This window comes from Streptomyces gilvus, assembly GCF_022513565.1.
Lineage (GTDB): Bacteria > Actinomycetota > Actinomycetes > Streptomycetales > Streptomycetaceae > Streptomyces > Streptomyces gilvus.
Genome location: NZ_JAKWBE010000004.1, coordinates 71,457 through 94,529, shown reverse-complemented (window position 1 = coordinate 94,529; position 23,073 = coordinate 71,457). Strand labels below are relative to the sequence as shown.

The window sequence follows — 23,073 nt, the reverse complement described above, 5'->3', positions numbered from 1 at the left end:
TCCACATTCCCTCGACCGGTCGGCCACATACCGTCACGTGCCACGGTAACGGTCCTGAGCGACGTGGGACATGGGATCAGGGCAGGTTGATCCCGCAGCGGCGGCCGTCGGCCGTGCCTCACTCGCGCGGCAGCCGGGCGGCCACGTACTCGGTGAGGTCCAGCAGCCGGTTGGTGTAGCCCCACTCGTTGTCGTACCAGCCGAAGACCTTCACCAGCTCGCCGTGCGCCTGGGTCAGCGGGGCGTCGAGCACGCAGGAGGCGGGGTCGCCCACCACGTCGCGGGAGACGATCGGCGCGTCGGAGACCCGCAGGACGCCCTTGAGCGGTCCGTCGGCGGCCTCCCGGTAGGCGGCGTTGATCTCGTCGGCCGTCACCGGCCGGTCCAGGACGACGCTCAGGTCGGTCAGCGAGCCGTCCTCCACGGGCACCCGGACGGCGATGCCGTCCAGTGTCCCGGCCAGCTCGGGCAGGACCAGTCCCACGGCGCGGGCGGCGCCGGTGCTGGTGGGGATGATGTTGACGGCGGCGCTGCGGCCGCGGCGCAGGTCCTTGTGCGGCCCGTCGAGGACCACCTGGTCGTTGGTGTAGCCGTGGATGGTGGTCATCAGGCCCTTGACGATGCCGAAGTGCTCGTCGAGCACCTTGACCATCGGCGCCACGCAGTTGGTGGTGCAGGAGGCGTTGGAGACGACGTGGTCCTTGTCGGGGTCGTAGGTGCCCTCGTTGACGCCCATCACGACGGTGGCGTCGACGTCCCTGCCCGGCACGGACAGCAGGACCTTGCGGGCCCCCGCCTTCAGGTGCAGTCCGGCCTGTTCGCGGGTGCGGAAGCGGCCGGTGGACTCGATGACGACGTCCACGCCGAGGTCGCCCCAGGCCAGGGCGGCCGGGTCGCGCTCGGCGGTCACCGCGACGCGGTGCCCGTGCACGGTCAGGGACTGGTCGTCGTGGTCGACGGTGCGGCCCAGCCGGCCGTACGTCGAGTCGTACGCCAGCAGATGGGCCAGCGCCGCCGGCGAGGTGATGTCGTTGACCGCCACGACCTCGACGGGGGTGCCGGCGGCGCTCTCGGCGCGTTGCAGCACGCACCGCAGGTAGTTGCGTCCGATGCGGCCGAATCCGTTGATGCCCACGCGCACGCTCATGCCCGTCGCCCTCCCGGGTCGATGTGTCCTCGCTGTCCTGTCTCGCTGTCAGCCTCCCGCCGAAGGGGCGGGGCGGCTTGGGCCGGGCGGGGGCGAGCCGGGGGACGACCGGCCCAACCGGGCGGGGAACAATCCGGGTTCGACGAACGCTGACACCTATACCCCGCCGGGTATGAATGCCTCAGCCGCCGAGGAAGGGCGTGAGACCGATGACGACGACAGGACGAGACCCTCAGCGCGCAGCCGGGGATCCTCCTCTTGTGACCGCGTGCGGCCGCCGGATCGCCGTGCGCCGCCTGACGCTCGCCCCGGCCGACCGGCCCATCACCCGGGTCGCCCTGGACGTCGGCACGGTCGGGGGCGGCGAGCCGGGCACGTGGGCCGCGCTGACCGTCGGCGAGGCCCGTCGCCTGGCCCGCCTGCTGCTGGCCCAGGCCGACCTCGCCGACCGCGACGGCACCGGGACGCACCGGATCCACCCGGAGTACCCGCCGGGGCGTCAGGGAGACGTACCGGTCAGTGGTCCTGCTGCCTGAGCCGGTCCTGGGCCTGGGTGGCGATCACCGCGGCCTGGATACGGCGTTCCACACCGAGTTTGGCCAGCAGCCGCGAGATGTGGTTCTTCACCGTCTTCTCCGCGAGGAACAGGCGCCGGCCGATCTGACGGTTCGTCAGGCCCTCGCCGATGAGGGCGAGGATCTGCCGTTCCCGGTCGGTGAGCCCTGGCAGCGTGTCCGGTTCCTCCTCCTTCTGCTGGTCCTGGCGCAACCGGGCCATCAGGCGGGTCGTGGCGCTGGGGTCGAGCAGGGACTGGCCGGAGGCCACCGTGCGCACGGCGGACACCAGGTCCGAGCCCTGGATCTGCTTGAGCACATAACCGGCGGCACCGGCCATGATCGAGTCCAGCAGCGCCTCCTCGTCGTCGAACGAGGTCAGCATCAGACAGGCCAGCTCCGGCAGCCTTGAGCGCAGCTCCCGGCACACGCTCACCCCGTCGCCGTCCGGCAGGCGTACGTCGAGGACGGCGACCTGCGGACGCAGGGCGGGGACGCGCACCAGGGCCTGTTCGGCGGTGGCGGCCTCGCCGACGACGCTGATGTCCGGCTCGTCGTCCAGCAGGTCGTGCACTCCGCGCCGTACCACCTCGTGGTCGTCCAGCAGGAAGACCCGGATCGGCCCTTCGGGGCCGGGCCGCTGGCTGTCCGCCATCAGACGCTCCTCGTCGTGTGTCCCGCGTCGGGGAAGGGTTCCTGTCCGTGATCCAACGCCTTTCAGGGCCCTGGGGCCAGGGCCGGTCGGCCCTCATTGGGCGGCTCCCCCGCTTCGTCGGCCCCATGCCGGCGCGTCACGCACCCGGCCGGAGAGGGACCCCCGGGCCGCGTCGGGGGCCGGGCGGCCCCTGGGACCGGTGGGGCGCCCGGGTGAGGCTGAAGGCGTCGACAAGCGATCAAAGGAGTGGAGCACATGACTCCCAGGGACACCGGGGCCGGCGGCGCCGTCACGTCGTTGCGGGTGCGCGCCGAGGGGGACGTGGGCGAGGAGGCCCTCGCCTACGTCCGGACCAAGGTGCGGGCGGCCCTCGAACGGCCGGGACTGCCGGCCGTCGACGGCGAGGTGCGGATCTCCCGGGCCGGCGCGCACCACGACGAACGGCCGTGGTCCGCGGGCGGGGAGATTCGGGTGGGCGGCGTCGTGGTGGTCGTGCACGCCCGCGAGGCGAGCGCCCACGAACTCGCCGACCGGGTCCAGGACCGGCTGCGCGGCCAGGTGGAGCGCCTCACGCACCGCGGCAGCACGGCACGCAGGACGGCCGCACCGCCGCCGTGGCGCGGCGGCCCGGCGGAGGACCGGCAGGACCGGCAGGACTAGGAGGACCACGGTCCCTCGCCGCTCGGCGAGGGGCCGTCGCCCCACGCGGCGAGGAGGTGGGTGCCGTGGGACCACGCACCATCGGTGAGGTGATGACCAACGAGGTCGTCCACGCCCGACGGGCGACACCGTTCAAGGAACTGATCAGACTGCTGGACCGGCACCGCATCAGCGGGCTGCCGGTCGTCGACCACGACGACAAGGTGATCGGCGTGGTCTCCGGCACCGACCTCGTGCGCGCGCGGACCACCGTACGGGCCGGCACCGCCGGAGAGCTGATGTCGAGCCCGGCGATCACCGCGCACCCCGAACAGCCCGTGCCGGACGCGGCCCGGACGATGGAGCGCCACGGTGTCGACCGGCTGCCCGTGGTGGACGAGGAGGACCGGCTGATCGGCATCGCCACACGCCGTGACCTGCTGCGGATCTTCCTGCGTCCGGACGGCACGATCCGCCGTGAGGTGATCGACGAGGTCGTCGTCGGCCTCCTCGGTCTGCCGCCGGACGCGGTCGGCGTCCTCGTCCGGGACGGCATGGTCACCCTCGCGGGCCGGGTGGCAGACGGCACCGACATCGGATCCGCGGTGTGGGCGGCCTGGCAGGTGGACGGGGTCGTCGGTGTCGTCAACGCCCTCCGTGTCGACGACGGGTTCGGCGCCGTCGGCGACCTGGACCCCGTCGCCGGCCTCGGCGCCGTCGAGGCGAAGGGTCCGGCGGGCACCGTATGAGGGCCGACCGGCCCTAGCGGCACGGCCCCGGTTCGGCTCGAATGATCTGATCGAACACAGCCGCGCACCCAGGACGTACGGAACCCGCCATGACCCTTGACCACTCCGAGGCGCCCCCGGGCGGGCCCCGTCAGAGCGTCGAGCTCGACAGCGCCGAAGCCATGCGCCTTCTGGGCGGCGTCTCCTTCGGGAGGATCGTCTTCACCCAGCACGCGCTGCCCACGATCCGGCCCGTCAACCACATCCTGGTCGACGGCGACATCGTCATCCGCACACACGAGGGAGCCGCCCTGACCCGGCAGACCCGGCACGCCGGCGACCCGGGAGTCGTCGTCGCCTACGAGGCGGACGTCATCGACCCGGCCACGCATCTCGGCTGGAGCGTGGTGGCCACCGGTTACGCCCATCTGGTCACCGACCCCGACGAGCTGGCCCGCTACCAGTCCCTGCTGCGCCCCTGGGTGAAGCAGACCATGGACTACGCGGTCCGCATCCGCCCCGACCTCGTGACCGGCATCCGCCTGATCACCGCCGAAGCCTCCTGAGCGATCTCTAGACGACTGGTCTACTCGGGTGTTACGGTTCACCTCATGCCGGTCACCACGCGCGCCAAGGACACCCGTCGGGTCATCCTCGACACCGCCCAGCGGATCATGGCCCACAAGGGCTACTCGGCCGTCGGCATCAACGAGGTGCTCGCGGAGGCCGGCGTACCGAAGGGCTCCTTCTACCACTACTTCGCCTCGAAGGACACCTTCGGCGAAGCCCTCCTGAAGAGCTATTTCGCGGACTACCTCACGGACATGGACCGCGTCCTCGCCCGCTCCGGCCAGTCGGCGGCCGAACGGCTGATGACCTACTGGCAGCAGTGGCGTCAGACGCAGAGCCTCGATGAGTGCCAGGGCAAGTGCCTGGCGGTGAAACTCGGCGCCGAGGTGGCGGACCTGTCCGAGTCGATGCGCCTGGCTCTCAAGGAAGGCACGAGCGCCGTTGTCGACCGCATCGAGCGGACCATCACCGAAGGCCTGGAGGACGGCTCCCTCTCGGTCGACGGCGAGGCCCGCGAGGTCGCACAGGCCCTGTACGACATGTGGCTCGGCGCCAGCGTCATGGCCAAGATCCATCGCAGCCTGGCCCCGCTCGACACCGTCACGACGGTGACTCGGGGACTTCTGCACGTGTAGAAGACCCGCGTCCCATGGCCGCCCCGGCCATGGGGGCACGGCTTTCCACGTACTAGTAGACTGGTCTATTTACTGTTCAAGGAGTGTGTCATGAAGGTTCTGATCGTTCTCACCTCGCACGACGAGCTGGGGGACACCGGCGTCAAGACCGGGTTCTGGCTGGAAGAGCTGGCGGCGCCGTACTACCGCTTCAAGGAGGCCGGCTGGGAGATCACACTCGCCTCACCGAAGGGCGGTCGGCCGCCGCTCGACCCCAAGAGCAATGAGCCCGGCTTCCAGACCGACGACACCCGGCGCTTCGAGGCCGATGCGGAGGCGACCGAGGCACTGGCGAACACCGTGCGCCTCGACTCCGTCTCGGCGGGCGACTTCGACACGGTCTTCTACCCCGGCGGGCACGGACCGCTGTGGGACCTCGCCGAGGACACCGTCTCCGCGCGGCTGATCGAAACGACGTTGCGTTCCGGCAAGCCCGTGGGACTGGTGTGCCACGCACCCGGCGTGCTGCGGCACACCGTGAACGAGGACGGCACCCCGCTGGTCGCGGGCAGGAAGGTCACCGGATTCGCCAACTCCGAGGAGGAGGCCGTCCAGCTCACCGACATCGTCCCCTTCCTGGTCGAGGACGAACTCACCAAACTCGGCGGCCTGTACTCCAAGACCGACGACTGGCACCCCTACGTCCTCACGGACGGTCTGCTCATCACCGGACAGAACCCGGCCTCTTCGGCCCCCGCGGCCGACGCCGTCATCGAACTGGTCACCAAGGCCGGCTGATGAGCGCCTACGTCGTCATGCCGCGGTCCGGCCTTGTACGCACGCTGCCGACGCTCGCGGCCCCTCGCAGGTGAACTCCCCTGCTTCGCAGAAGAGTTGAGCCAGGCGCCCCTCCCCCATCGGGCAGGGCACCTGGCTCGGGGCGATGCGGCTCAGCCGTCCCAGGCCCAGTCCGCCACCTCCGGCAGGTCGGTGCCGTGGACGCGGATCCAGTCGTGGTGGCGCAGTCGGGCGTCCTCCATGCGCTGCCGTACCGTCGCGGCGCGCACCGCCAGGCCGGGTACGCGGTCGATGACGTCCATGACGAGGCGGTAGCGGTCGAGGTCGTTGCGGACCACCATGTCGAACGGGGTGGTCGTGGTGCCGATCTCCTTGTAGCCGCGCACATGCAGATTGCGGTGACCCGTGCGGCGATAGGCGAGCCGGTGGATCAGCCACGGGTAGCCGTGGTACGCGAAGATGACCGGCTTGTCGGCGGTGAACAGGCCGTCGTACTCGAAGTCGCTCATCCCGTGCGGGTGTTCCTCGGTGGGCAGCAGCCGCGCGATGTCGACGACGTTGACCACGCGCACCGCCAGCTCCGGCAGATGTCGGCGAAGCAACTGGGCGGCGGCCAGTACCTCCTGGGTCGGTACGTCACCGGCGCACGCGAGCACCACGTCCGGCTCCCGGGTGCCGTTCTCGGTGCCGGCCCAGTCCCAGATCCCGGCGCCGCGGGCGCAGTGGACGCGGGCCTGCTCCATGCTCAGCCAGTCGAAGCAGGGCTGCTTGCCGGCCACGATCACGTTGACGTAGTCCTTGCTGCGCAGCGCGTGATCGGCCACCGAGAGCAGGGTGTTGGCGTCCGGCGGCAGATAGACCCGTACGACCTCGGGGCTCTTGTTGAGGATGTGGTCGACGAAGCCGGGGTCCTGGTGGGAGAAGCCGTTGTGGTCCTGGCGCCACACGTGCGAGGTCAGCAGGTAGTTGAGGGAGGCGATGGGCGCGCGCCAGGGCAGCCGGCGGGTGGTGCGCAGCCACTTGATGTGCTGGTTGACCATGGAGTCGACGATGTGCACGAACGCCTCGTAGCAGGAGAACAGCCCGTGCCGGCCGGTCAGCAGATAGCCCTCCAGCCAGCCCTGGCAGGTATGTTCGGAGAGGATCTCCATCACCCGGCCGTGCCGGTCGAGGTGTTCGTCGACCGGCAGGGTCCCGGCCTGCCAGGCCTTGCCGCTGGCCTCGTAGACGGCCTGGAGCCGGTTGGAGGCGGTCTCGTCCGGGCCGACGAGACGGAAGTCCCGGCGGTCGGCAGTGGATCGCATCACGTCTTCGAGCAACTCGCCCAGCACCCGGGTGGGTTCGTGCATGCTCGCGCCCGGCTTGTCGACGGACACGGCGTACTTCTCCAGCTCGGGCAGCGGGAGTTCGCGCAGCAGCAGTCCGCCGTTGGCGTGCGGGGTGGCCCCGAGGCGGCGGGGGCCGTCGGGGACGCAGGCCAGGACCTCGGGGCCGGGCGCCCCGTGCTCGTCGAAGAGTTCCTCCGGGCGGTAGGAGCGCAGCCACTGCTCCAACTGCCGCAGGTGGTCGGCGTTGTCGCGTACGGCGGCCATCGGGACCTGATGGGCACGCCAGGTGCCCTCCACGGGCAGCCCGTCGACCTCCGCCGGGCCGGTCCAGCCCTTCGGCGTGCGCAGGACGATCACGGGCCAGCGGGGCCGCTCGGTCTCGCCGTCCTCGCGGGCGGCGCGCTGGAAGGCGGCGATGCGGTCCAGCGCGGTGTCCATGGCCTCGGCCATGGCCTGGTGCACGGCGGCCGGGTCGTCGCCGGTGACGTGGATCGGGTCGTGCCCGTAGCCGCGCAGCAGTTCGTCGAGTTCCGCCTCGGGGAGACGGGCGAGCACCGTCGGGTTGGCGATCTTGTAGCCGTTGAGGTGCAGGATCGGCAGGACGGCGCCGTCGTGGACCGGGTCGAGGAACTTGTCGGAGTGCCAGGAGGCGGCCAGCGGACCGGTCTCCGCCTCGCCGTCGCCGATGACGCAGGCGACGACCAGGTCGGGGTTGTCGAGTGCGGCGCCGTAGGCGTGGGAGAGCGAGTAGCCGAGCTCGCCGCCCTCGTGGATCGAGCCCGGCGTCTCGGGCGCGACATGGCTGGGCACCCCGCCCGGGAACGAGAACTGCTTGAACAGCCGCCCCATGCCCCGCGCGTCCCGCGAGACGTCCGGATAGGTCTCGGAGTACGAGCCCTCCAGCCAGGCGTTGGCCAGTACGGCGGGCCCGCCGTGGCCGGGGCCCCAGATGCACAGGGCGTTCAGGTCGCGGGCCTTGATGACGCGGTTGAGGTGGGTGTGCACCAGGTTCAGGCCCGGGGACGTGCCCCAGTGGCCCAGCAGCCGCGGCTTGACGTGCTCGGGGCGCAGCGGTTCGGTCAGCAGCGGATTGGCCATGAGATAGATCTGGCCGACGGACAGGTAGTTCGCGGCGCGCCAGTGGGCGTCCAGCGTCCTCAGCTCGTCGTCGGTGAGCCGAGCGGACGCCTGCTGCGTGTCGACGGACATCTGGGGGTTCCTTCCGGATCGGAATTCGGATCGGAGGTGCATGCCGGTCCGCACTTCCTCACCCTCCACCGGCCGACGGGTACCCGACAGGGCCGACCGACCCATCCGGGCTAGGAAATAGGGTCAATCGGTGGCCGGGACCAGCACCACGGGGCAGTGCGAGCGGTGCAGCAGGGTGTGCGCGACGGGGCCGAGGTGCCGATGGCGGCCGATGACGACGACCGCGCACTCGCGGGTGGCGTCCAGCAGGGCGTGGGCCGGGCCGGTGCGCACCGTCCCCGTGTCGACGGTGACCGACGGGTGTGCCTGCCGCAGCCGGGCGATGCCGAACCGCGACACGGCCTCCTCCGCCCGCTCCTCCTGGGCCTGCCGGCGCTGGCCGGGGCTGGTCGCGGGGATCGGCGAGGGCAGTTCGGGGGCGGTGTGCCGGTGCGCCGGGGTGTGCAGGACACGCAGCCGCACCGCGCGCCGCTCCGCCGCCTCGAAGGCGTGGGCGGCCGCTTCGGCGTCGGCGTCGCTCTCCAGCCCGAGCAGCACCGCGCGGTCGTCGCCGCAGGGGTGGTCGCCGCGGACGATCATCAGCGGTCCGTGCGTGTGCGCGGCCAGCCGCAGGCTGACGGAGCCGAACAGGGTGCCGCCGACCGTGCCGAGACCCCGGGTGCCGACGACGGTGAGGGCCGCTCCGGCGCTCTCGCGGGCCAGGGCGCGGACCGGGTCGTCCTCGGCGGCCTCGGTCTCGAAGGGCAGCCCGGGGTGACGGTCGCGGATCCGTTCGGCGGCCGCGGCGAGGATCGGCGCGGCTTCGTCGCGGTCGGACACGGCGTACACGACGCGCAGGGTCGCACCGCGCCGGACCGCCTCCTCGGCGGCCAGATCGAGCGCTCGTACGGCGATGAGTGAGCCGTCGACTCCGACGGCCACGTGCTGGGCGGTCATGACACTGCTCCTCCCGTGGGTGCGGTCTGACGGTGTCATCGTGGGCCGGGGCGCCGGGGGCGGTCAGGGGCCATCGGTCCCGCCCGTACGGAAAGCGACCCCCGTGACGTTCAGCCGGTTCAGCAGATTCAGCCGGTGGTGTGCACCGGCTCAGCGGATTCAGCCGGTGGTGTGTCCCCACCGGCCGCCGACCCGCTCCCACTCGGCACCCCACTGCTCGGTGGCACGCCGCTGCACCCGCAGCCGTACCAGGCACCCGGCGCCCAGCACCGTCAGCCCGGCGGTCAGGGCGGCTCCGGTGCCGGCCAGGATCACGCGGGTCGTCGCCTCGGCGGTGTTCATGGGCGCGGCCACCAGCCGGCCGCGGCCGTCCGTCCACGCGGTCAACGCGCTGCCCGGTTTCACGGTGGTCCTCACGTCCGTCACGCCCGTGCGCGTGATTCCCTTCGCGTCGGTCCAGCGGACCGTGGCCCGGACCCGGTCGTACTTGAACCCGGTGACCAGGTCCCGGCCGCCGGGCACGGCCTTCACCAGCACGGCGGACACGGGCAGGCGTCCCGCCCGGTCGTGCTCCACCGCTCGATGCGCGATCTGCGAGCCGATCACCCCCGCGACGACCGCCCCCGCGATCGCGACGGTCCAGGCGACCAGCACGATCCACGCCTCGACCACGTCGCTGGGCCGGCGCAGGGGGTTTCGGCGCCAGCGCCATCCCAGGACCTTCCCCCGGCGGAGCTTCCGCATCGGTCACACCCCCTTACGGGCGCAATGGGACGGACCCACCTAAAGGGACCCACCTAAACGGTCTCACTCCATCGCGGCGGAGGGGAGGGCCGCGCGGTCCGCGCGTCGGTCACCGGTCGGCGGCGGGCACCAGGGCGACAGGACAGTGGGCGTCGCGCAGGACGGACCGGCCTTCGGAGCCCCGCAGTACGGCCGTCGTACCGCCGCGCCGCACGCCGACCACGACGAGCTGGGCGTCGACGCTCGCCTCGACGAGGGCACGGTGACGGCGGCCGCGGGCCGAAGGAGTACGCACGGTGACGTGCGGATACCTCTCGCGCAGTCCGGACAGCGCGTCGGCCGTCGTACGACCGCTGCGCCGCGCGTGCAGCACCACCAGGTCGGTGCCGCGCTCGGAGGCCTCGGCGAAGGCGAACTCCGCGGCTTCCCGGGCCGCGGCCGACTCGTCCGCCGCCAGGACGACGGGACCGGTCCGCGTGTGCCTGCCGCCGACGACCAGCACCGGGCACCCGGCCCTTGCGGTCAGCCGGCCGACGACCGAGCCGTGCAGACGGCCGCGCGCGCCCTCGATCCGGTGGGCCCCCACCACGGCGAGGGACGCGGCGCGCGACTCGGACTCCAGAACCGTGTCCGGCGCGCCGACCAGGACCTCACGCGTGATCACGAGGTGCGGCGCGACCCGGCGGGCCCGGCCCTCGGCGTCCGAGAAGGCCCGGTTGACCCGGTCCCGGGCTCGGGCACCGTCCGGATCCCAGGGCGCCACACCGGCCGGGACGTGCGGCGAGGCCCACGTCAGCGCATGCGCGAGCTGAAGCGCCGCACCGCGCCGGTCGGCCTCCCACGCCGCGGCCTCCACGGCGGCCAGACCCGCCGCCGTACCGTCGACTCCCACCACGACCGGACCGTGACCGTTCATGACACCCCTCCCTCATCCGGATCTGCGTGACGGTCCCCAGCGTCGAGCGGCGGCCCGCACACCGCACGGGGCCGACCAGACCCCGGCAACGCCCGACCGGCCCTCGTACGGGCCACCGGCCCCCGCACGTCCGCCGCCCGCGCACGGCGGCTTGCCTGCGCAGCAGGTTCGGGCGGCAGGCGGCGGTGTCGGCGTTTTCCGAAGGCGGTGACGGACAGCTTCGGTCAGCGCGCGGACAGTAGGCGACATCCGGTGGCGGGGCGGGGGCGGGTGCGCTGGGATGGCCCGACCCACCGCGCGCGGTGAACTGGGGGTTGGCATGAGTGAGTTCGCAGGAGTCGGTACGGCCACGGCCGCCGGAGTGGCCGAATGGGACGGCTGCCGCTGCGGTGCGGAGCTCCGGGAGAGCGGGACGGGGGCGGCCGAGGAGCGGTTCAGGGGGCTTCTGGAGGCGGCCCCGGACGCCATGGTGATCGTCGACGACACCGGGACCATCCGGCTGGTCAACGCCCAGACCGAGGCCCTGTTCGGCTACCGGCGCGAGGAACTGCTCGGCCGTCCCGTCGAGTTGCTGATGCCGCACCGCTTCCACGAGCAGCACACCGGGCACCGCCACGGCTACACCGCCAACCGCCAGGTCCGCCCGATGGGCGCCGGACTGGACCTGCACGGCCTGCGCAAGGACGGCACCGAGTTCCCGGTCGAGATCAGCCTCAGTCCGCTGGAGACGACCGACGGACTTCTGGTGTCGGCGGCCGTCCGGGACGTCAGCGACCGCAAGGCCGCCGAGGCCCGCATCAACGAACTGGCCGCGCTCGTCGAGTCCTCGCAGGACGCGATCCTGGCCAAGACCCTCGACGGATACATCACCTACTGGAACGCCGCCGCCCAGAGTCTGTACGGCTACACCGCCGAGGAGGCCATCGGCCGCCACGTGTCGCTGCTCGCCCCGCCGGAACTGCGGGACGAGGTCAGCGCGTTGCTGAAGCGGCTGCGGCACGGCGAGAAGGTCGAGCACTTCGAAACGCTGCGGATGACCAACACCAGCGACCTGCTGGACGTCGACGTCACACTGTGGCCCACCCGCGACACCGACGGCACGGTCGTGGGCGCCTGCGCCATCGTGCGGGACATCAGCGACCGCAAGCGCGCGGAGGCCGAACTCACCGCGCTGTACGAGCAGCAGCGGCACATCGCCCTGACCCTGCAGCGCAGCCTCATGGGCGCCCCGTCCGCCATCCCGGGCCTGGCCACGGCGAGCCGTTACCGGCCCGCCACCCAGGGCGCCGGTGTGGGTGGCGACTGGTTCGACCTGATCCCGCTGGGCGCCGACCGGGTGGGTGTGCTCATGGGCGACGTGATGGGCCGCGGCCTGGAAGCGGCCGCCGTGATGGGCCAGTTGCGCTCGGCCGCACACGCCCTCGCCAAGACCGGCATGCAGCCGCGCCAGCTGATGCAGGCCCTGGACACCTGCGTGGCCGACCTCGACGTACCCGACCAACTGGTCACCTGCTGCTATCTGGTGATCGCCCCGGACGCTGGGACGGTGACCGTGTGCTCGGCCGGCCATCTGCCCACCCTGGTCGCCCTGCCCGGCGAGGGTGTCAGCAACCTCGACTCGCCCGTCAACGCCCCGCTCGGCGTCGGCGGCGTCCTCTACCAGCAGTCCAGTACGGCGATCCCGCCCGGCGCGACCCTCGTCCTCTACACCGACGGACTGATCGAGACTCCTGGCAGCGACATCGAGGGCCGGATCGAGGAACTCACCGCGGTTCTGGGCCGGTCCTTCGCCGAGGCCCCCGGTCTGGAGGCCGTGGCCGACCGGGTGCTGGCGAGCCTCCTGCCCGACGCCGACAGCCACAACGACGACGTCACCCTGCTGCTGGCCCAGTTGCCCGCCGCCCCGCTGGCCTCCATCAGCGCCGACCTGCCCGCCGTACCGTCGTCGGTGCCCGAAGCGCGTGCCTTCCTGCACCAGGCCCTCGAGGCCTGGGACTGCGCCACGGCCACGGACGACGCGGTCCTGTTGCTGTCGGAGACCCTCACGAACGCGGTCCAGCACGCCGTCGGCCCCATCGGCCTGCACCTGCGCCGCACCGACACCGACCTCACCGTCGAGGTCAGCGACCACAGTCCGCACCTGCCCCAGCCCCGGCTGGCCGCCGACGACGAGGAGTCCGGACGGGGCCTGCTGCTGGTCCGGGCGCTCGCCGACGACTGGGGGGTACGGCCCACCGACGAGGGCAAGACCACCTGGTTCACGCTCAAGTTGTGAACGTCCGCGGCGAGGAGAGGCCTGACGGGACAACCCGGTACCGCCGAGACATCGGCTGCACCCCGATGGCGGGCATCCTGGCCCACCTCGAATCCGTCGGCGCCACCCGCCCGGTGCTCGTCCTGCACGCCGACCGCTCCCCCGCCGACCACCCCCTGCGCACCGAGACCCGTGACCTGGTCGCGCAACTGCCGGGCGCACGGGCCGAGTTCTGGTACGAACGGCCGGGGCCGGAGGAACCCGGCTCCCGTACCGGGCTCATGGACCTGAGCGACATCGAACTCCCCCACGACGCCACGGTGTTCCTGCGCGGTCCGCTGCCCTTCATGCGCGACGCACGCGCCCAGCTGCTCGGCGCCGGCGTCCCGGCACGGCGCATCCGGTACGAGGTCTTCGGCCCCGACCTCTGGCTGCCGGACCCCACGGCCTGACACACGGCACGGCCTGACACACGACAGCCTGGTGGCACCGTCCGAAAGGGACGGTGCCACCAGGCTGTTCGGCCGGCCGTGACCCGGGACGGTCGGCCGGGGTCCGGGAACGCTCAGGGGGCCAGTCGTACCCCGTACAGGCTGCGGCCGCCGACCAGTTCGCGGCCGGTGACGAGTTCCGGCTCGATGCGTACGAAGACCTCGCGGGGTGAGGGCACCCAGGATCGCGGTCCGGTCCGGGTCAGGCGCTCGTGCTCCGCGGGGTCCTTCACCACCGTCGCCGAACCGGTGACGACCACGCTCCAGCCGGAGTGGGTGGCCGCGTCGACCTCGTCGACCTCGAAGGCCACGACCACGCCGTCGACCGCGCGGGCCAGCTCCGAGGCCGCCGAGGTGCGCAGCAGCACCGCGCCGTCGCCGTCCAGGGTGAAGTTGACGGGCAGCACGGCCGGCAGGGCCTGCCGCGTGTGGACGATGCGCCCGACGGGCACCTTCGCCAGCAGACGCAGGCACTCCGGCCGTTCGAGTTCGCGGAAACCGTCGTTCGGATACATGGGCCAGTCCGTCTCTCACCTGGGTACATCGCTGGAGCGTTCCGTCCATCCTGCGCCGGGCGAGCCCTCGGGGTGAGGGACCATCGGTCCCCGTCCCGCCGCGGAACGTCCCGGATCACACCGCGATACGGCGCCCGGTGACGGCGAGGGGGTCCACCCGCACCCACTGGTCGCGCCGTCCGCCCGCCCAGGGCGTGCTGTGGGCCAGCTCGGCGAGCCGGCCCGCCTCGGCGGGGTCCGTCACGATCTCCGCGTACCCCCGCACCAGCACGCTCCAGCCGCTGCTGAAGGCGTCGTCGATCCGGTCGACCTCGAAGGCGACCCGGTGCCCGGAGGCCCGCGCGGGCGTGGTGCCCGGTGCGGTACGGAAGACGATCGCGCCGTCGACGACGCTGTAGTTGACCGGCACGACCAGGGGCCCGGATGCGGTGGGCACCGCGATCCGTCCCACACCGTGCGTGTCGAGCAGGGCCCGGCACTCCGTGGCGCTCAGCTCGACGAACTCGGGTTCGCGAACGGCCCGCCCGGACCCCGGAGGCATCTCGGTGTCACCGCCGGTGAGGTCCCGCACGGTGGTCTCCAACGCCTCCGCGAGCCGCAGCAGGACGCCCGGGCCGGGCGCGGCACCGGGGTGCTCCTCGACGTACCGCAGATAGCCCGGCGCCATACCGGCCCGGTCGGCGGCCTGCTCGCGGCTCAGGCCGAGTTCCGTACGCCGTGCGACGAGCCGACGCCCGAGATCACCCGGCGCGTGTGCCTCGACGGCCGGGGAAGATGCCTTTTCCGTCATGGCCCGCCACTCCCTCTCGTCGGATCGGCCGCCCGTGTGCGGACGAACGCGTACGACGCACGGGTGGCCCTCTACCCCATGGTGTCCGGGTGGGTATGTCCGCACTTGGGCCGGTCGGCCCTGGTTACGGGGCCGACCGGAGGACGTCGTGCCGTGACCGACTGAGCTGTCGCCCCCTCGGCTCCGCAGTCCCACCGGTCTCCCCGTATGCGCAACCAAGTGGTTGCGCATACCGCGCTCGACGTGCAACCTGGTGGTAGCGCATCCCTACGAGACGAGGTCGCGATGCTTCCCGACGTCATCGAACGCGACATCCTGATCGACGCGCCCGTGGAACGGGTCTGGACGGTTCTCACCGAACCCGCCTTCCTGGGCCGCTGGTTCGGCAACGGCGACCCGGTCAAGGTCGAGCTGCGCCCCGACGGCCTCCTGCTCTTCGACCACGGCGTCCACGGCACGATCCCGGCCCGCATCCAGACGGTCGATCCGCCGCACACCTTCTCCTGGCGCTGGTCCCAGGGCGCCGCGGGCGAGGAACCGACCGATGCCAACGCCACCCTCGTCACCTTCACGCTCACCTGGGACGAGAGTGCGGGAGCCACCCGGCTGACCATGGTCGAGAGCGGATTCGCCCGGCTCGGCCTGCCCGCCGACGAGGCCGCCGATCGCCACCGCGCCAACAGCCGGAACTGGCCCGGCAAGCTCGACCAGCTGCGCGAGCAGTGCGAGCAACCTGCGGCATGACGGGAGCGTACGGCGGCGTGCACGCGCCCGAGGACGTCCTGCTGGCGCTGGCCGACCCCGTCCGCCGCCAGATCATCGCCGCCCTCGTCCGCGACGGCGACGCGACCTCCACGTCCCTCGCCGCGCCCCTCCCGGTCACACGGCAGGCGGTGGCCAAGCATCTGGCCGTCCTGGAGCGCGCGGGACTGGTGCGTGGGCGGCGGGCCGGACGCGAGGTCCGTTACACCGCGGACCTCCAGCCGCTGCGGCGCACCACCCGCTGGCTGGACACCCTGGCGGAGCAGTGGGAGGGCCGTCTGCGGTCGATCAAGGCGCTGGCCGAGGAGGACGCCGAGCCCTCAGCCGGCGAAACCGACGGTCCCTGAAAGGCCCGCCCGGCTCCCACCAGTGGGGACCGGCTCGCGCCCCACCGAGACCCCCGCCCGGGCCTTCGGGACGCGGCGGGATCCCGCCGTCCACGTGACCTTCGCCCTCCGAACGCGGATACTTCCGAGAGTGGCCGCAAGTACGGGCCCAGGAGCCGGACGCGCGTCTCACCAGGAGGAACCCATGAAGATGTTGATCAATGTTCCGGAAACCGTGGTAGCCGACGCGTTGCGGGGCATGGCCGCGGCCCATCCCGAGCTGACGGTCGACGTGGAGAACCGGGTGATCGTACGGCGGGACGCCCCCGTGGCCGGAAAGGTCGCCCTGATCTCCGGCGGCGGCTCGGGGCACGAGCCGCTGCACGGCGGTTTCGTGGGCCCCGGCATGCTGTCGGCCGCCTGCCCGGGCGAGGTGTTCACCTCCCCGGTGCCGGACCAGATGGTGCGGGCCGCGGCGGCCGTGGACAGCGGCTCCGGTGTGCTGTTCATCGTGAAGAACTACACCGGTGACGTCCTGAACTTCGACATGGCGGCCGAACTCGCCGAGGACGAGGGCATCCAGGTCGCCAAGGTGCTGGTCAACGACGACGTGGCGGTCACCGACAGCCTCTACACGGCGGGCCGGCGCGGCACCGGCGCGACGCTCTTCGTGGAGAAGATCGCCGGCGCCGCGGCGGACGAGGGGCAGCCGCTGGAGCGGGTGGAGGCGATCGGCCGGCAGGTCAACGAGAACTCCCGCAGCTTCGGCGTCGCCCTCAGCGCCTGCACCACCCCCGCCAAGGGCAGCCCCACCTTCGATCTGCCGCCCGGCGAGCTGGAGTTGGGCATCGGCATCCACGGCGAGCCCGGCCGGGAGCGGCGCGCGATGATGACGTCCGGCGAGATCGCCGACTTCGCGGTGGGCGCGATCCTGGACGACATGACCCCCCGCAATCCGGTGCTCGTCCTGGTCAACGGCATGGGCGCGACCCCGCTGCTGGAGCTGTACGGGTTCAACGCCGAGGTCCAGCGGGTGCTCACCCAACGCGGTGTGGCCGTCGCCCGCACCCTGGTCGGCAACTACGTCACCTCCCTCGACATGGCGGGCGCCTCGGTCACCCTGTGCCAGGTCGACGAGGAGCTGCTCCGCCTCTGGGACGCGCCGGTGAGGACGCCCGGGCTGCGCTGGGGGATGTAGCACGGCGGGCCGGGTGTCAACGTACCTACCACGCAAGGAGATCCAGTGCTCGACGCCGAGTTCTTCCGCCGTTGGATGACGGCGACCGCCGCGTCCGTCGACCGCGAGGCGGAGCGGCTCACGGCTCTCGACTCGCCCATCGGGGACGCCGACCACGGCAGCAATCTGCAGCGCGGCTTCAAGGCCGTCATCGCGGCGCTGGAGAAGGAGGCACCGCAGACCCCCGGTGCGGTCCTGACGCTCTCCGGACGGCAGTTGATCTCGACCGTCGGCGGTGCCTCGGGGCCGCTGTACGGCACGCTGCTGCGCCGCACCGGCAAGGCGCTGGGCGATGCGGCCGAGGTAGACGAGGCGCAGCTGGCCGAGGCGCTGCGGGCCGGGGTGGACGCGGTGATGACGCTCGGGGGTGCCGCACCGGGCGACAAGACCATGATCGACGCGTTGGTGCCGGCCGTGGACGCGCTCGGCGACGGCTTCCCGGCGGCCCGGACGGCGGCCGAGCAGGGTGCGCTGGCGACGACGCCGCTGCAGGCCCGCAAGGGCCGGGCCAGCTATCTGGGCGAGCGCAGCGTCGGCCACCAGGACCCCGGCGCCACCTCGTCGGCGCTGCTGATCGCGGGGCTCGCGGAGGCGGCCGGTGAGTGACGACAGGACGGTCGGCATCGTGCTGGTGTCGCACAGCGCGGAAGTCGCCGCGTCCGTCGCCGAGTTGGCGAAGGGGCTGGCGGGCGGCGGGACGTCGGTGCCCGTCGCCCCCGCGGGCGGCACCGAGGGCGGCGGGCTCGGCACGAGCGCGGAGCTGATCGCCGCGGCGGCCGCCTCCGTGGACCGGGGCGCCGGGGTGGCCGTGCTCACCGATCTCGGCAGTGCCGTGCTCACGGTGAAGGCGCTGCTCGCCGAGGGCGACGAACTTCCCGCCAACACCCGCCTCGTGGACGCCCCGTTCGTGGAGGGCGCGGTGGCCGCGGTCGTCACGGCGGCGGCCGGGGCCGACCTCGCCGCGGTCGAGGCGGCGGCAGCGGAGGCGTACACCTACCGGAAGGCCTGAGCGACAGCCGATCATGACCAGTTCCACAACTCTCTTACGGACCGCGAACCCCGACGACGTGGAGGCGATCACCGACCTGCACACCCAGGCCCGTACCGCCTACTACGCGGCGGGCGGAGTGCCGACGGCGGAGCTCGACTCCCCCGAGGCGTACGCCCGTCGGCGGGAAGGCTGGCTGCGGGCCGTGCGGTCCGACGACATGACCGTGGTCTGCGCCGAACGGGCGGGCGGGCTCGCGGGGATCCTGATGATCGGGCCTCCGTACGAACCCGATGTGGACGCGGCGACCGCGGGCCAGCTCTACCAGATCCATGTCCGTCCGGGCTCCTGGGGACAGGGCGTCGGCGGCCTGCTGCACGCCGAGTTCGTGCGCCTGCTGCGTGAGGCCTCGCTGACGACCGGCGTGTTGGAGGCCTGGGAGCGCAACGGCCGGGCCCAGGGCTTCTACGCGCGGCATGGCTGGCGGCCGGACGGGCATCACCGGCCCGGGCCCGGGGGCGCCGACTACGTGCGGATGCGCCTGGACCTGGCCCGGCGGGGTCTCAAGTAAGGCCGTCGGCCGCCGTCTTGAGGGCCGTGCGCAGCGTGGCCAGGAGCTCGGCCTCCGCCGTCGCGAGGTCGGGCTCCGTGTCCGCGGTGTGCCAGGCGTAGTGCTCGACCGCCGCCCGCAGGGCCGCGTTGAACATCGCCGCCTGGATGACCGGCCGCAGATCACCGGCCGGCAGTCCGGCGCGCTCGGCGAGGGCGGCGGCGAACACCGGCTCGGCCTCGTCGTACGTCTGCAGCCAGACCGCGCGCAGTCCCGGCTCGGTGCGGGTCAGCCGTACCAGCGCCCCCACGGTGGCCCGGTCCGGGCCCGCGACGAGCTGGAGGTCCGTCGTGTTCTCGGGCGCGAAGATCTCCTCCAGCGGCCGGCCGGGCCGCCATTCCCGCAGACGGGCGGCGAGCAGGTCGATGCCGGCCGTGAACAGGGGCCGTACGCAGGCCTCCTTGCTGGGGAAATAGCGCCACACGGTCCGTGCGGAGACACCCACGGCCCGGGCGATCTGCTCGCCGGTGGTGGCCGTGACGCCCTGGATGACGAACAGGTCCACCGCGGCCCGCGCGATCTCCAGCCGGATCTCCGCCTTGCGCTCCTCGGTGAGGGGCGGTCGTCCCGTACGCCCGCGGGCTGCGGTCATGTGCTCCTCCGGCTCCGTGATCGGTCCTCGGGAATTCTCCACCACGAATTTATGTCACTCGCAGACATTAAGTCGTATGGTGAGCCTCGAAGCGCCGGGAGACCCGTCCCGCACGACGAACAGGAGCAGCACCATGGCCAGCGGACTCGACGGAAGAAGCGTCATCGTCACCGGTGCGGGCTCGGGCATCGGGCGCGCCACCGCCCTGGCCTTCGCGGCGGAAGGGTCCCGGGTCCTGGTCGCGGACCTCAACGAGGAGGGCGCGCGGGCCACCGTCAAGGAGATCGTGCAGGCGGGCGGCACCGCGGTAGCCGTGGTGGGCGACCTGAGCGAGCAGGCCGTGGTCGACCGGGTGGCGGAGACGGCGGTGGAGCGGTTCGGCGGGGTGGACGTCCTGGTGAACAACGCCGGGATCATGGACCGTATGTCGGCGCTGGCGGACGTGAGCGACGCCGAGTGGGAGCGGGTGATCCGGATCAACCTGACCGCGCCGTTCCTGCTGACGCGGGCGGTGCTGCCGCACATGCTGGCGGCGGGCCGGGGCGCCGTCGTCAACACGGCCTCGGAGGCGGGCCTGCGCGGCAGCGCGGCAGGCGCGGCCTACACCGCCTCGAAGCACGGGGTGGTGGGGCTCACCAAGTCGCTCGCGGTGATGTACCGCAAGCAGGGCATCCGGGCGAACGCCATCGCCCCGGGCGGTACCGCGACCAACATCGCGGTGGACGCCGACCAGGCCGCGCACGGCCCGGCCGCGCTCGGCCCGCACTTCGTCAACCTCGGCCGCGTCGCCCGGCCCGAGGAGCAGGCCGCCGCCATCGTGTTCCTCGCCTCGGACGCGGCGAGCAACATCAACGGTGTGGTGCTGCCCGTGGACGACGGCTGGTCGGCGGTCTGACGCCCGGTCACTTCCCCCGCACGAACAGCCGCGCCAGCCGCTGTCCGGTGGCGACGGCGGCGGCGTGGTCCTCGATCGGCTTGACCTGGGAGTCCTTGAAGACGATGTAGGTGACGCCGGAGGCCGCGCCACCGCCGCGCGGGTCGGGGGTGATGCCGAGCCCCCGGGCGGTGGCGTAGGAGGCCTCGCCGATGATCCCCCGGGGGCCGATGTCGCCGACGACCGCGTACTGCACCCGGTCCCGGTAGACGACGGCGGCGACCGAACCGCCGCGCACCCCGTGACTCCCGTGGTTCCAGACGCGGCTCACGGCCGGCACGACGATGTACGGCAGGCTCTCCGCGCTCAGCTGGCGGCCGTCGGACTGCTGGAAGGCGGTGGCGGCGGAGAAGAACGGGTCGGTGCGGCGGTTGCAGCGCGGCCCGGGCCGGCCGTCGCAGTCGATGTCCAGGTCGGCCTTCCAGAAGACGGCGTCGCGCGTGGCGCAGACCGGGACGGTGGCCCGGGCGCCCTCGTCGCTGCGGTAGCGGCCGCGCGAGACCTGGGCGCAGTCACGCACCTTGGCCAGCAGGTCGGCGGCCCCGACCTCGCCCTCCCGCCAGGCCACCGGCTCCCCGGCGATGCGGTGCTGGGCCGCGGGCAGCGCGGCCGGGGCGAGCAGGGCGGCGCAGGCCGCGGCCAGCGTCAGCGACTGGACACGCACGATGGGGGACCCTCTCCTGGGGAACACTGACGAACACTCAGCCCAATGTGTTGCCCGTTTGCTCGTGCGGCTACCGCTGAGGGGCCGTCCGGTGCACGCCCCCGGAGTCCGGGCAGGGGCCGGGCAGCTGAGCCCGCGTCGGCTTCGGCCGCCCGGCCACCCGCGTCCGGCGCGGGATCAGCGACGACAGCGGTCCGCGCCACCGGCATGAACTGACCGTCCCCCAAGGAGAGTTCAGCCGCGAGGACCTTCAGCATACGTAACGGCCACGGGCCCAGGTCACCACCCGTGGCGCTGTGACGCCCTCTTGATGTACCTGCAACAACAGCGCCATATTGGTACGGACCATTCCGTCACGTCCCTCGGGAGGCGAAGCCGTGCCCCGTGCCGCCGTACTCCCCCGCCGGCTCCTCGCGCCCGTCGCGGGCCTGGTCCTGGTCTGTTCCTGCGGCTGGGGCGGCGACGGAGACGGGGCCGAAGGTCGGGCGCCGGGCGCTCCCGGGGGCGTCACCGCGGCGGCGGGCAGCTCCAGGAGTGTGCACGTGATGTGGGACGCGGTGTCCGCCCAGCCCCGGGTGCGCGGCTACGAGGTGTATCGCGGCACCACAAAGGCCGCGGAGGTGCCCGCTGCCGAGCACATGGTGGACGTCACCAGGCTCAGGCCGTCCACCATGTACGTCTTCACCGTGCGGGCGCGCGACACACAGGGCCGCCTCGGGCCGCCCAGCGGGGAGGTCCGCGCGACGACTCCGGCCGCCGTCCCGGCCGACGACACTCCGCCGACCCGCCCGGGCCGGACCAGCGGCCGGGCGGTCGGCGGCCGGGAGGTGCAGCTGGCCTGGTCCGCGTCCAGGGACGACACGGCCGTGCTGTCGTACGACATCTATCAGGGGACCGCGAAGATCCACAGTGTCGGCGGGGACCAGACGGCGACCGTGGTCACCGGGCTGCGGCCGGGCGCCCGGTACGTCTTCACCGTCCGCGCCCGCGACGCGGCCGACAACCTCTCCCCGCCCGGCCCCGCCGTCCGGCTCACCACCCCCGGCAGCGACGACGGCCGCGGCACCGCGCCCGCCGGCTTCCGTGTGACCGGCCACCGTGCCGACGGGGCGTACTTCCTGGACCTCTCCTGGTCCCGCCGCGCACGGACGGCGTGGTCGGCGAGTACCGGATCCTGCTGGACGGGCGGACGGCGACCTCACTCGTGTACGGCGGGAACGCGCCGCGCGAACGGGCGTCGTACTCCTTCTACGTGGGCCGGCAGGCGGGGGTGAGCCATCGGGTGCGGATCAGGGCCCGGCTGCCCGACGGCACCTGGGGCGGGTTCTCCCCGGAGCGGACCGTGACGACCGGCTGATGGGCCGGACGAAGGAATCCGTCACCGGAGCGGGGGCCGTCCGCATGCGCGGCGGGCCGTGGGCGCATTGGCTGCCCCTGAGGCAGCACGGGTGTTCCCCGACCCTCGGCGGCACCAGGGATGTACCGCCGACCGTGCCGCCGGAGGGCAGTCCTGATGCGCAACTCCCAGCTTCCGATCCGCTCCGGCCTGGCGGTGGCAGCCGCCGCCGCGCTGCCCCTGGCCCTGGCCGCCCCGTCCGCCTCGGCGGTGGGGACGGGCATCTCGGTGAGCACCAGCGGCTCGACCGTCTCGGTGACGACCACCGTGTGCAACCAGACCAGCAGCAGCGGCATGTGGGGCACGGCCTCGCTGCTCAACAGCAGGCAGTCGAGCTTCGCCCAGGGGCGCCAGGTGGCGCTCGCCGGGACGACCAGCCGGCAGTCGGCGGCGTGGCAGGGCGTGAGCCCCGGCACCTACACCGTCATCGTGATCTGCTCCTTCGACAACACCACCGCGGGGACGCAGTCCATCATCGTCACGGCCCCCTCGACGCCGACCATCTCCGCCACCTCCTCGCCGTCCCGCGGTGTCATGGGCGGTCTCGGCGGCGCCGTCCGGGACTACGGTCCGGTCACGCTGGGCGTGGGCGGCGCGCTGGTCGGGGCGGGCGTCATCGCGACCGGCTGGTGCCTGCGCCGCCGCTCGAAGCCGTACCGGCTGTGACGGCGGGCGG

Annotated in this window: 26 protein-coding genes and 1 pseudogene; 17 read left to right on the top strand and 10 right to left on the bottom strand. The window is 72.7% G+C overall.

Annotated elements, in window-relative coordinates; translation table 11 throughout:
- Positions 1–118 precede the first annotated feature (118 nt).
- Positions 119–1,147: a type I glyceraldehyde-3-phosphate dehydrogenase gene (gap, locus tag MKW14_RS08790; RefSeq protein WP_240860752.1), complete on the bottom strand. Its 1,029-nt coding sequence runs from the start codon at positions 1,145–1,147 to the stop codon at positions 119–121.
- Between the two features lie 260 nt (positions 1,148–1,407).
- Here gap and MKW14_RS08785 point away from each other — a divergent pair, with 260 nt between their 5' ends.
- Positions 1,408–1,683: a hypothetical protein gene (locus tag MKW14_RS08785; RefSeq protein WP_240860751.1), complete on the top strand. Its 276-nt coding sequence runs from the start codon at positions 1,408–1,410 to the stop codon at positions 1,681–1,683.
- On the opposite strand, the gene MKW14_RS08780 is transcribed toward MKW14_RS08785, so the two are convergent.
- Complete coding sequence (locus tag MKW14_RS08780) at positions 1,664–2,356, bottom strand: response regulator (RefSeq protein ID WP_240860749.1); 693 nt, start codon at positions 2,354–2,356, stop codon at positions 1,664–1,666. The two genes, MKW14_RS08785 and MKW14_RS08780, sit on opposite strands and share 20 nt — an antisense overlap.
- 255 nt (positions 2,357–2,611) lie before the next feature.
- Here MKW14_RS08780 and MKW14_RS08775 point away from each other — a divergent pair, with 255 nt between their 5' ends.
- From MKW14_RS08775 to MKW14_RS08755, 5 genes are all read left to right on the top strand, one after another.
- Positions 2,612–3,016, top strand: a complete 405-nt coding sequence (locus tag MKW14_RS08775) for a hypothetical protein (protein ID WP_240860748.1) — start codon at positions 2,612–2,614, stop codon at positions 3,014–3,016.
- Positions 3,017–3,108: 92 nt separating this feature from the next.
- Positions 3,109–3,744: a CBS domain-containing protein gene (locus MKW14_RS08770; RefSeq protein WP_276619036.1), complete on the top strand. Its 636-nt coding sequence runs from the start codon at positions 3,109–3,111 to the stop codon at positions 3,742–3,744.
- An 89-nt stretch (positions 3,745–3,833) separates the two neighbouring features.
- Positions 3,834–4,289 carry a pyridoxamine 5'-phosphate oxidase family protein gene (locus tag MKW14_RS08765; RefSeq protein ID WP_240860734.1) on the top strand — a complete coding sequence of 152 codons (456 nt, stop codon included), beginning with the start codon at positions 3,834–3,836 and terminating at the stop codon, positions 4,287–4,289.
- Positions 4,290–4,334: 45 nt separating this feature from the next.
- Positions 4,335–4,928 carry a TetR/AcrR family transcriptional regulator gene (locus tag MKW14_RS08760; RefSeq protein ID WP_240860731.1) on the top strand — a complete coding sequence of 198 codons (594 nt, stop codon included), beginning with the start codon at positions 4,335–4,337 and terminating at the stop codon, positions 4,926–4,928.
- Between the two features lie 90 nt (positions 4,929–5,018).
- Positions 5,019–5,705 (top strand): type 1 glutamine amidotransferase domain-containing protein, encoded by a 687-nt coding sequence (locus tag MKW14_RS08755; RefSeq protein WP_240860724.1) that lies wholly within the window; start codon positions 5,019–5,021, stop codon positions 5,703–5,705.
- A 152-nt stretch (positions 5,706–5,857) separates the two neighbouring features.
- Here the strand turns inward: MKW14_RS08755 and MKW14_RS08750 are convergent, their stop codons facing one another.
- The 4 genes from MKW14_RS08750 to MKW14_RS08735 form a co-directional block, all read right to left on the bottom strand.
- Positions 5,858–8,242, bottom strand: coding sequence for a phosphoketolase family protein (locus tag MKW14_RS08750; RefSeq protein WP_240860722.1), 2,385 nt, complete (start codon positions 8,240–8,242; stop codon positions 5,858–5,860).
- Between the two features lie 123 nt (positions 8,243–8,365).
- A complete protein-coding gene (locus MKW14_RS08745) occupies positions 8,366–9,178 on the bottom strand; it encodes a universal stress protein (RefSeq protein WP_240860721.1) in 813 nt (270 codons plus the stop codon).
- Positions 9,179–9,337: 159 nt separating this feature from the next.
- Complete coding sequence (locus tag MKW14_RS08740; RefSeq protein WP_240860719.1) at positions 9,338–9,922, bottom strand: Rv1733c family protein; 585 nt, start codon at positions 9,920–9,922, stop codon at positions 9,338–9,340.
- A 109-nt stretch (positions 9,923–10,031) separates the two neighbouring features.
- Positions 10,032–10,838: a universal stress protein gene (locus MKW14_RS08735; RefSeq protein WP_240860718.1), complete on the bottom strand. Its 807-nt coding sequence runs from the start codon at positions 10,836–10,838 to the stop codon at positions 10,032–10,034.
- A gap of 319 nt (positions 10,839–11,157) precedes the next feature.
- Here MKW14_RS08735 and MKW14_RS08730 point away from each other — a divergent pair, with 319 nt between their 5' ends.
- Together MKW14_RS08730 and MKW14_RS08725 are read left to right on the top strand one after the other, a co-directional pair.
- Positions 11,158–13,113: a PAS domain S-box protein gene (locus MKW14_RS08730; protein WP_240860716.1), complete on the top strand. Its 1,956-nt coding sequence runs from the start codon at positions 11,158–11,160 to the stop codon at positions 13,111–13,113.
- 65 nt (positions 13,114–13,178) lie between these two features.
- Positions 13,179–13,544, top strand: coding sequence for a ferredoxin reductase domain-containing protein (locus tag MKW14_RS08725; RefSeq protein WP_308314588.1), 366 nt, complete (start codon positions 13,179–13,181; stop codon positions 13,542–13,544).
- Between the two features lie 113 nt (positions 13,545–13,657).
- Here MKW14_RS08725 and MKW14_RS08720 read toward each other — a convergent pair whose 3' ends face one another.
- Both MKW14_RS08720 and MKW14_RS08715 read right to left on the bottom strand, forming a co-directional pair.
- Positions 13,658–14,098, bottom strand: coding sequence for a pyridoxamine 5'-phosphate oxidase family protein (locus MKW14_RS08720; RefSeq protein ID WP_240860714.1), 441 nt, complete (start codon positions 14,096–14,098; stop codon positions 13,658–13,660).
- A gap of 115 nt (positions 14,099–14,213) precedes the next feature.
- Positions 14,214–14,888 carry a helix-turn-helix domain-containing protein gene (locus tag MKW14_RS08715; RefSeq protein WP_240860712.1) on the bottom strand — a complete coding sequence of 225 codons (675 nt, stop codon included), beginning with the start codon at positions 14,886–14,888 and terminating at the stop codon, positions 14,214–14,216.
- Positions 14,889–15,173: 285 nt separating this feature from the next.
- On the opposite strand from MKW14_RS08715, the gene MKW14_RS08710 reads away from it, so the two are divergent.
- The 6 genes from MKW14_RS08710 (at position 15,174) to MKW14_RS08685 (ending at position 18,772) form a co-directional block, all read left to right on the top strand.
- On the top strand, positions 15,174–15,632 hold the full coding sequence (locus tag MKW14_RS08710; protein ID WP_240860710.1) for an SRPBCC domain-containing protein: 459 nt from the start codon (positions 15,174–15,176) through the stop codon (positions 15,630–15,632).
- A complete protein-coding gene (locus MKW14_RS08705; protein ID WP_240860708.1) occupies positions 15,629–15,997 on the top strand; it encodes an ArsR/SmtB family transcription factor in 369 nt (122 codons plus the stop codon). Before MKW14_RS08710 ends, MKW14_RS08705 begins: the two co-directional genes overlap by 4 nt.
- Before the next feature lie 184 nt (positions 15,998–16,181).
- Positions 16,182–17,174, top strand: a complete 993-nt coding sequence (gene dhaK / locus MKW14_RS08700) for a dihydroxyacetone kinase subunit DhaK (RefSeq protein ID WP_240860702.1) — start codon at positions 16,182–16,184, stop codon at positions 17,172–17,174.
- A gap of 45 nt (positions 17,175–17,219) precedes the next feature.
- Positions 17,220–17,819: a dihydroxyacetone kinase subunit DhaL gene (dhaL, locus tag MKW14_RS08695; RefSeq protein ID WP_240860700.1), complete on the top strand. Its 600-nt coding sequence runs from the start codon at positions 17,220–17,222 to the stop codon at positions 17,817–17,819.
- The gene (locus tag MKW14_RS08690) at positions 17,812–18,222 is read left to right on the top strand and encodes a PTS-dependent dihydroxyacetone kinase phosphotransferase subunit DhaM (protein ID WP_240860692.1); all 411 of its coding nucleotides are present in this window, start codon (positions 17,812–17,814) and stop codon (positions 18,220–18,222) included. The genes dhaL and MKW14_RS08690 overlap by 8 nt, the downstream gene beginning before the upstream one ends.
- Before the next feature lie 13 nt (positions 18,223–18,235).
- Positions 18,236–18,772, top strand: a complete 537-nt coding sequence (locus MKW14_RS08685) for a GNAT family N-acetyltransferase (protein WP_240860690.1) — start codon at positions 18,236–18,238, stop codon at positions 18,770–18,772.
- On the opposite strand, the gene MKW14_RS08680 is transcribed toward MKW14_RS08685, so the two are convergent.
- A complete protein-coding gene (locus tag MKW14_RS08680; RefSeq protein WP_240860689.1) occupies positions 18,765–19,403 on the bottom strand; it encodes a TetR/AcrR family transcriptional regulator in 639 nt (212 codons plus the stop codon). The genes MKW14_RS08685 and MKW14_RS08680 overlap by 8 nt on opposite strands.
- Before the next feature lie 133 nt (positions 19,404–19,536).
- Between MKW14_RS08680 and MKW14_RS08675 the strand changes: the two genes are divergently transcribed.
- A complete protein-coding gene (locus MKW14_RS08675; protein ID WP_240860687.1) occupies positions 19,537–20,298 on the top strand; it encodes an SDR family NAD(P)-dependent oxidoreductase in 762 nt (253 codons plus the stop codon).
- A 7-nt stretch (positions 20,299–20,305) separates the two neighbouring features.
- Here MKW14_RS08675 and MKW14_RS08670 read toward each other — a convergent pair whose 3' ends face one another.
- Complete coding sequence (locus MKW14_RS08670; protein ID WP_240860685.1) at positions 20,306–21,001, bottom strand: glycoside hydrolase family 75 protein; 696 nt, start codon at positions 20,999–21,001, stop codon at positions 20,306–20,308.
- A gap of 377 nt (positions 21,002–21,378) precedes the next feature.
- Here MKW14_RS08670 and MKW14_RS08665 point away from each other — a divergent pair.
- Together MKW14_RS08665 and MKW14_RS08660 are read left to right on the top strand one after the other, a co-directional pair.
- Positions 21,379–22,358: pseudogene (locus tag MKW14_RS08665) on the top strand (fibronectin type III domain-containing protein).
- Between the two features lie 156 nt (positions 22,359–22,514).
- On the top strand, positions 22,515–23,063 hold the full coding sequence (locus MKW14_RS08660) for a hypothetical protein (RefSeq protein ID WP_240860682.1): 549 nt from the start codon (positions 22,515–22,517) through the stop codon (positions 23,061–23,063).
- Positions 23,064–23,073 lie beyond the last annotated feature (10 nt).